Origin of the sequence: Noviherbaspirillum malthae (assembly GCF_015352985.1) — a bacterium.
Classification (GTDB): domain Bacteria; phylum Pseudomonadota; class Gammaproteobacteria; order Burkholderiales; family Burkholderiaceae_D; genus Noviherbaspirillum; species Noviherbaspirillum malthae.
Map to the genome: position 1 here is coordinate 1 of NZ_JACYXF010000167.1, position 1817 is coordinate 1817.

At 64.4% G+C, this 1817-nt stretch carries 3 protein-coding genes; all 3 read left to right on the forward strand.

From position 1 onward, the window contains the following. On the forward strand, nt 1-309 hold a 309-nt coding region (gene sdhC, locus IGW03_RS37515), incomplete at its 5' end, for a succinate dehydrogenase, cytochrome b556 subunit (protein WP_194727467.1). A gap of 2 nt (nt 310-311) precedes the next feature. Then, nucleotides 312-680, forward strand: a complete 369-nt coding sequence (sdhD, locus tag IGW03_RS37520; RefSeq protein ID WP_194727468.1) for a succinate dehydrogenase, hydrophobic membrane anchor protein — start codon at nt 312-314, stop codon at nt 678-680. A 3-nt stretch (nt 681-683) separates the two neighbouring features. Further along, nucleotides 684-1817, forward strand: a 1134-nt coding sequence (locus IGW03_RS37525) for an FAD-binding protein (protein ID WP_194727469.1), incomplete at its 3' end; no start/stop codon positions are given.

The window sequence follows — 1817 nt, forward strand, 5'->3', positions numbered from 1 at the left end:
CACCGCGCCAGCGGCGCTTTCCTGTTTTTGCTGCTGCCCTTCATCCTGTATCTGCTCGACCGCAGCCTCATGTCCGAGATCTCCTTCGAGTACCTCAAGGGCTTTGTCTCCGGCTGGTTCGTCAAGCTCGTCATCCTCGCGCTGACCTGGGCCTACCTGCACCACTTCTTCGCCGGCCTGCGCCACCTCGCCATGGATTTCCACATGGGCGTCGACAAGGACAGCGGCAAGAAAAGCTCGATGGCCGTCTTCGTCCTCAGCCTGGTGCCCACCGCCCTGGTCGCCCTCAAACTGTTCGGAGCCTTCTGATCATGGCCAACAACAACATCGGTCCCAAGCGCCTCGTCGTCGGCGCCCACTACGGCCTGCGCGACTGGATGGCCCAGCGCATCACCGCCGTCGTCATGGCGCTCTATACCGTCATCCTCCTGGTCGCCTTCCTCACCGGCAGCAACTTCTCCTATGAGGGCTGGGCCGGCCTGTTTTCGCACCAGTGGTTCAAGCTGGCCACCTTCGTCACCTTCGTCTCGCTGCTCTACCACGCCTGGGTCGGCATGCGCAATATCTGGATGGATTACGTGACCAAGTCGGTCGCCGCGCGTCTGGTCTTGCAGGTGGCCACGCTGCTGTGGCTGGTCGGTTGCGCAGGCTGGGCCGCGCAGATTATCTGGAGAGTGTAAATCGTGGCTGCTATCAAACAATCTATTCCCACCCGCCGCTTCGACGCCGTCATCGTCGGCGCCGGCGGTTCCGGCATGCGCGCGTCGCTGCAGCTGGCCGAAGCCGGCCTGAACGTCGCCGTGCTGTCCAAAGTCTTCCCCACCCGTTCGCATACGGTCGCAGCGCAGGGCGGCATCGGCGCCTCGCTGGGCAACATGTCCGAGGACAACTGGTACTGGCACATGTTCGACACCGTCAAGGGCTCGGACTACCTGGGCGACCAGGACGCCATCGAGTTCATGTGCCGCGAAGCGCCCAAGGTCGTCTACGAGCTCGAGCACTTCGGCATGCCGTTCGACCGCAACCCCGACGGCACGATTTATCAGCGCCCCTTCGGCGGCCATACCGCCAACTTCGGCGAGAAGCCGGTGCAGCGCGCCTGCGCCGCCGCCGACCGGACCGGCCATGCGCTGCTGCACACGCTGTACCAGCGCAACGTGCGCGCCAAGACCCACTTCTTCGTCGAGTGGATGGCCATCGACCTGGTGCGCGACGCCGACGGCGACGTGCTGGGCGTGGTGGCGCTGGAGATGGAAACCGGCGACGTGATGATTCTCGAAGCCAAGACCACCCTGTTTGCCACCGGCGGTGCAGGACGCATCTTCGCTGCCTCGACCAATGCCTTCATCAATACCGGCGACGGCATGGGCATGGCCGCGCGCGCGGGCCTGCCGCTGCAGGACATGGAGTTCTGGCAGTTCCACCCCACCGGCGTCTCGGGTGCCGGCGTGCTGATCACCGAAGGCGTGCGCGGCGAGGGCGGCATCCTGATCAACTCCAACGGCGAACGCTTCATGGAGCGCTATGCGCCCACGCTCAAAGACCTGGCGCCGCGCGACTTCGTGTCGCGCTCGATGGACCAGGAGATCAAGGAAGGCCGCGGCTGCGGACCCAACAAGGACCACGTGCTGCTGGACCTGCGCCACATCGGCGCCGACACCATCAAGAAGCGCCTGCCGTCGATTCTGGAGATCGGCCACAAGTTTGCCAACGTCGATGCGACCAAGGAACCGATTCCGGTGGTGCCGACGATCCACTACCAGATGGGCGGCATTCCGACCAACATCAACGGCCAGGTGGTGGCACCGAAGAACGGC

What these genes read in the sequence shown, in the direction of transcription:
- sdhD (WP_194727468.1), top strand. Translation starts at nt 312, where the DNA reads ATGGCCAACAACAACATCGGTCCCAAGCGCCTCGTCGTCGGCGCCCAC.